This is a genomic window from Tropicimonas sp., assembly GCF_047971885.1.
Classification (GTDB): Bacteria; Pseudomonadota; Alphaproteobacteria; order Rhodobacterales; family Rhodobacteraceae; genus Tropicimonas.
Genome location: NZ_JBKEAE010000189.1, coordinates 1 through 5,118, shown reverse-complemented (window position 1 = coordinate 5,118; position 5,118 = coordinate 1). Strand labels below are relative to the sequence as shown.

Annotated in this window: 6 protein-coding genes and 2 pseudogenes; all 8 read right to left on the bottom strand. The window is 66.2% G+C overall.

Translation table 11 applies throughout. The annotated features are described in order from the left end of the window. A pseudogene (locus tag ACK5IR_RS16070) lies at positions 1 to 380 on the bottom strand (glutamate 5-kinase); the annotation flags it as partial. Beyond that, positions 368 to 1,414, bottom strand: coding sequence for a GTPase ObgE (obgE, locus tag ACK5IR_RS16065; RefSeq protein WP_416930273.1), 1,047 nt, complete (start codon positions 1,412 to 1,414; stop codon positions 368 to 370). The pseudogene ACK5IR_RS16070 and the gene obgE, both read right to left, overlap by 13 nt. Then, on the bottom strand, positions 1,411 to 2,466 hold the full coding sequence (locus ACK5IR_RS16060) for a GNAT family N-acetyltransferase (RefSeq protein ID WP_416930271.1): 1,056 nt from the start codon (positions 2,464 to 2,466) through the stop codon (positions 1,411 to 1,413). Before ACK5IR_RS16060 ends, obgE begins: the two co-directional genes overlap by 4 nt. Further along, a complete protein-coding gene (locus tag ACK5IR_RS16055; protein ID WP_416930269.1) occupies positions 2,467 to 3,012 on the bottom strand; it encodes a GNAT family N-acetyltransferase in 546 nt (181 codons plus the stop codon). Between the two features lie 51 nt (positions 3,013 to 3,063). Beyond that, a complete protein-coding gene (locus tag ACK5IR_RS16050; RefSeq protein WP_416930267.1) occupies positions 3,064 to 3,459 on the bottom strand; it encodes a hypothetical protein in 396 nt (131 codons plus the stop codon). Positions 3,460 to 3,485: 26 nt separating this feature from the next. Further along, on the bottom strand, positions 3,486 to 3,755 hold the full coding sequence (rpmA, locus tag ACK5IR_RS16045; RefSeq protein WP_416930265.1) for a 50S ribosomal protein L27: 270 nt from the start codon (positions 3,753 to 3,755) through the stop codon (positions 3,486 to 3,488). 23 nt (positions 3,756 to 3,778) lie between these two features. Continuing rightward, positions 3,779 to 4,153 (bottom strand): annotated as a pseudogene (gene rplU / locus ACK5IR_RS16040) (50S ribosomal protein L21); the annotation flags it as partial. A 322-nt stretch (positions 4,154 to 4,475) separates the two neighbouring features. Continuing rightward, positions 4,476 to 5,118: trigger factor (locus tag ACK5IR_RS16035; RefSeq protein ID WP_416930263.1), on the bottom strand; the 643-nt coding region annotated here is incomplete at its 5' end.

Sequence of the window (5,118 nt, the reverse complement as noted above, 5' to 3'; positions counted from 1 at the left end):
AGGTAGCGCCGGCGATCCTCGGAATCTTCCAGCGTCACCAGCACCTGCGCGGCGCGGATGCCGTGCGGCGCAAGCGCGCTCTGATAGGCGCGCGCCAGTTCGATCTGCCCCACGGCGGCGGCAGCCTGCGACTGTTCGAGCGGCAGCTCGCCCACAGGCAGGCCCAGCGTCGCGCGGCCGAGCGCAATGGAACCGGAGGACACCAGTACGACCTCGGTCCCCCGTGCCATTGCATCGGCCACATCGCGGGCAAGACCGGTCAGCCAGTCTTCGCGCAGGGTTCCGCCGGTGCGGTCCACCAGCAGCGCCGAGCCGATCTTGACCACCAGCCGCCTGGCATCGGCGATCGCGGGGTGTGTACCGTGGATCAGGGTCTCCATGTCTCGGCCCCCGCGCCGCTTTCGTCCTCGATCCGTTCGACCCGACGCGCCGCGGTGACCTCGGAGCGCAGCGCGCGCAGCACCGGAACCAGCCCGTCGCGGCTGACCCCGGATATCGGATAGACCCGCCCGCCGGACGCTTCCTCCAGCACGGCCTGCCGCTCGGCGCGCTCCGCGTCGTCCAGCGCGTCGATCTTGTTCAGCGCAGTGATCCGCGGCTTGTCCGCCAGACCGCCGCCATAGGCATCGAGTTCGGCGAGTATGGTTTCGTAATCGGCCACCACATCCTCCGACGTGCCGTCGACAAGGTGCAGCAGCACCGCGCAGCGTTCGACATGACCAAGGAAACGGTCGCCGATGCCGCGTCCCTCGTGCGCTCCTTCGATCAGGCCGGGAATATCGGCCACCACCATCTCTGCATTGTCCACGCCGACAACCCCGAGGTTGGGGTGCAACGTGGTAAACGGATAATCGGCGATCTTCGGCCGCGCGTTCGAGGTGGCGGCCAGAAAGGTCGACTTGCCGGCGTTGGGCAGGCCCAGCAGGCCGACATCGGCGATCAGCTTGAGCCGCAACCAGATCGTCCGCTCGACACCGGGTTGCCCGGGGTTGGCGCGGCGCGGCGCCTGATTGGTCGAAGTCTTGAAATGCAGGTTGCCGAAACCGCCGTTGCCACCGCGCGCCAGCACCACCCGGTCGCCGGCCTGCTCCAGGTCGGCAATCACGGTTTCCTCGTCGTCTTCGAGGATCTCGGTACCCGCCGGAACCCGCAGCAGGATATCCTTGCCATCGGCGCCGGTACGCTGCCGGCCCATGCCGGGCTGGCCGTTCCTGGCGAAGAAGTGCTGCTGATAGCGGAAGTCGATCAGGGTGTTGAGCCCTTCGACCGCTTCGGCGATCACGTCGCCGCCCCGGCCGCCGTCGCCCCCGTCCGGACCGCCATATTCGACGAATTTCTCGCGCCGGAACGAAACGGCGCCGCCGCCACCGCCGCCGGAACGGATATAGACCTTGGCAAGATCGAGAAACTTCATGTGCGGGCCTCGAAGGTGGATCGGTTCAGGCGATAGTGCGAAACCGGCGCAGGCTCAAGCCGTGCCAGCGATTGCCCCATTCCGTCCTCCACATGGGCAAAGCCGAGCTTCCGCAGGACCCGGCCCGATGCCGGGTTGTCGGTGAAATGCCCGGCAGTCACCGCCGCAAGCGGAAAATCCCGGAAGACCGCGCGCAAAAGCGCGGCCGCCGCCTCGCTTGCCAGCCCTGCCCCCCAGCGGGATTTGTCCAGTGCGTACATCACGCTTGCCGTTTCATCCTCGCCCGCCGGGGAGAGCCCGATCAATCCGATCAGCGCACCGCCTACCCGCTCGCACAAGCCGATGCAGAATCCGGGCTGGCCCTTCCAGCGACGATCCTCGATCCACTCCGCAGCGGCATCCTCGGACCACGGACAGGAGATGGACGAGGTCATGGGGGCGACATCGGGCGTGCCCACGATCGCGCTCAGCCGCTTCGCATCCGTCGCTGTCAGCGGGCGGGTTCGGGTGCGTGCCGTGACAAGAAACGGCAGGCGCAACCGCCCCTCCCAGGCGCTGCGGGTCAGGCGCATGGCAAGGCCCGGCATGTCGCGCCCGAGCGCACGCGACCGGTGCATCCCGTGCCCCGTATAGACAAAGCCCAACCCTTGCAGGCATCTGGCAGACGCCCGGTTCCCGACCTTGTGGCGCGCCGGAAGATCGCCGGCGTCCGGTGCGGCGAACCAGCGGTCCGCAACCGCTCCGGCGGCCTCGGTGGCGTAGCCATGGCCCCAGACTTCGGGTGTCAGCCAATAGCCGATCTCGCCATCGGTCGAGATGACACCAATCAGAATGCCCTCACGCGTGATGGCCCAATGGTCGCGCCGCCCGTTGGCAAAAGCGAGAAATTCCGCGGCATCGCCCGGGCCATAGGGATGCGGTACAACCGCCAGCCATTTCGCAACGTCCAGCGATCCGACGCCGGCAACGATCGCCGGCCCGTCGCTCTGGCGCAGCGGGCGGAGGATCAGTCTGGGCGTGATGATCGTGGTGTCGTCCCGCCCGCGTGCCATCTACTTCATCTTCTTGAGATAGGTCCAAGTGGGCACGTTCGCTCCACGCGCCACCGAATAGGTTTCCGCGTCGCCGATATACCTGAATCCGGCGTTGGTCAGTACCCGTGCCGAAAACGGATTGTCCTGGAAAACCTCGGCAAAGACGGTATCGCAGCCTTGCGGATTGGCGTCGAGCAGGGCGCCGACCGCCTCGGAGGCAAGCCCGCTGCGCCACATCACCGGCGCAACCCAGTAGCCGATCTCGGACTTGTTCGGCGCATCCTCCATCCGCAACAGAGAAACGACGCCCACCACCTCGCCCAGGCCGGCGACCGTGCCGTCCATCGCCCAGACATCGGCCTTGCGGTCGTCGGACAGGCCACGCGCGATGAATGCCTCGACCGATCCCGGCGGCATGGGGTGCGGAATGGAGCGCGTACCGTTGGCAACGCGCGAATCCCCCGCGTAAAGCTCCAGCAACCCCTTGTCCGAAGCGCGCAGCGGCCGCAGCGTGATACGCTCCGCCTGAATGACGGGTTGGTCGACGGGTGTCTTGACTTGCATCGCTCTCCTCCTGCCGGGAGTCGCTTCCCGGCAAGGGGAAGCCGAACGGCGTCAGGCCGCGTCTCCTCCCAAAGACGGGCGCTGAAGTTGCAATTCATGCGTAATCGCGGCGAGGGCGGCCGCAACCACAGCCGCCTGCATCGCAAACGGCGACGGCAGAACCGCAAGCCCGCCCTGCAATATCAGGTCGAGCGGCCGCAGAATCAGCCGTGACAGAAAGCCCGGAACGCTCGACGCGATCGCATCGGGCTGCATCCGCACCTGACCGAGCCGAAAGGCCGTCCAGGTGACGAATGCCAGCGTGGCCCAGAACGCGGCGCTGAACAACGGCCGCACGACCGGCTGTCGCGCAGCGCCGCCGCCGCACCTGTTGTCGCCTGCAAACCGCATTTCCGGAGCCTTCCGTCGTAAATTCCGAAGGGACCGGCCCTGCGCCGGTCCTCTCATGATGCATCGTTCGATTGAGGTCCGGCTTACTCTGCGGCCTGCGCGAGCGGCTGTACCGAAATGAAGGTCCGGCCCTTGAGGCCCTTGTGGAACTTCACATTACCTTCGACCAGCGCGAAGATCGTGTGATCCTTGCCCTGCCCCACGCCTTCGCCCGGCCACCACTTGTTGCCGCGCTGGCGCACGATGATGTTGCCGGGAAGAACGGCTTCGCCGCCATATTTCTTCACACCGAGGCGGCGACCGTCGGAGTCGCGACCGTTGCGGGACGAACCGCCTGCTTTCTTATGTGCCATTTCGTTCTACTCCTTCGGACTCAGGCTTCGACGGGCTCGGCTGCGGGGGCCGAAGCGGCGCCCGTTGCGGCCTTCACGCCGGTCGCCCCGGCGCCGGTCTCGAGTATTTCGGTCACCCGCAGCAGGGTCAGTTGCTGGCGATGGCCGCGCTTGCGTTGCGAGCCGTGCTTGCGGCGGCGCTTGACGAAGCTGATCACCTTGACGCCCTTGATCTGCTCGATGACCTCGGCCTGCACGGCCGCATCCTCGACCAGCGGCGTTCCGACCGTTCCGCCGACCATCAGGATATCGTTGAACTGAATGGTCTCGCCGGCATTCGCCGCCAGCTTTTCGACCCGCAGCACATCGCCCGCCTGAACGCGGTACTGTTTGCCGCCGGTCCTGAGAACCGCAAACATATGTCTCACCTTCTGCTTCCGCGTCCCTTCGGCCCCCTTTCGGGCGTTCACGCCGGCATTCCGGCACCTCGGACAGCGCGCCCTTCCCAGGGCGTGATTATCGTTCGCACCGGGCACACCCCAATGCAGAGTGCGCCATATGGGCGAGAAACCCCCGCCTGTCAAGCCATCCGGCGCAACCGCGGTGAACAGCACAGGCAGGTGCTGATCGATCACGGAATTGCCCGAAGCGGCTCGTGGGGGGCCGTGCGGGGCATCGACCAGCAACAGAAAAGCCGCGGCTTCGAGGCCGCGGCTTTTCGCATCAATCCGTCCGGATCGCCTATTCCTCGTCGAGCTTCTCGACGGCTTCCTTGAGCTTGTCCTTGTCGGCTTCCACATCCTCGACCTGCGCCAGTTCGAAGATGTAGTCGACGACCTTGTCCTCGAACAGCGGCGCGCGGACCTGTTGCTGCGCCTGCGGATTCTTCTGGATGAACTCGAAGAACTCGCGCTCCTGGCCGGGGTACTGGCGCGCCTGATTCAGGATCGCCTGGGTCATCTCGGCGTCCGAGACCTGAATCTCGTTCTTCTGACCGATTTCGGCCAGCAGCAGGCCAAGCCGCACCCGCCGGTCGGCAAGGCGCCGGTGTTCGTCGGTGGTCTCGATCGCGTCGTGGTTATGCCCCTGAACCTCCGGGTTCTCTTCGTGCCAGAGCTGGTGGGCGATCTGGCTGGCCTCGGCATCGGCGAGCGACGGCGGCACCTCGAAATCGACGATCTCGTCGAGCTTGTCGAGCAGGCTGCGCTTCATCACCGCACGGGCGGCGCCGGCATATTCCGTTTCCAGACGCTCGCGGATCTGCTCTTTGAGCGCGTCGAGGCTTTCGGCACCGAAGCGCTTTGCCAGATCATCGTCCAGTTCGGCCGGCGCGGGCGCCTTGATCGCCTTTACGGTGCAGGTGAATTCGGCCTCCTTGCCGGCA

Bases quoted from the DNA above. Each gene is read 5' to 3' on its own strand.
- obgE (WP_416930273.1), bottom strand. From the start codon at position 1,414: ATGAAGTTTCTCGATCTTGCCAAGGTCTATATCCGTTCCGGCGGCGGT.
- ACK5IR_RS16060 (WP_416930271.1), bottom strand. From the start codon at position 2,466: ATGGCACGCGGGCGGGACGACACCACGATCATCACGCCCAGACTGATC.
- ACK5IR_RS16055 (WP_416930269.1), bottom strand. From the start codon at position 3,012: ATGCAAGTCAAGACACCCGTCGACCAACCCGTCATTCAGGCGGAGCGT.
- ACK5IR_RS16050 (WP_416930267.1), bottom strand. From the start codon at position 3,459: ATGAGAGGACCGGCGCAGGGCCGGTCCCTTCGGAATTTACGACGGAAG.
- rpmA (WP_416930265.1), bottom strand. From the start codon at position 3,755: ATGGCACATAAGAAAGCAGGCGGTTCGTCCCGCAACGGTCGCGACTCC.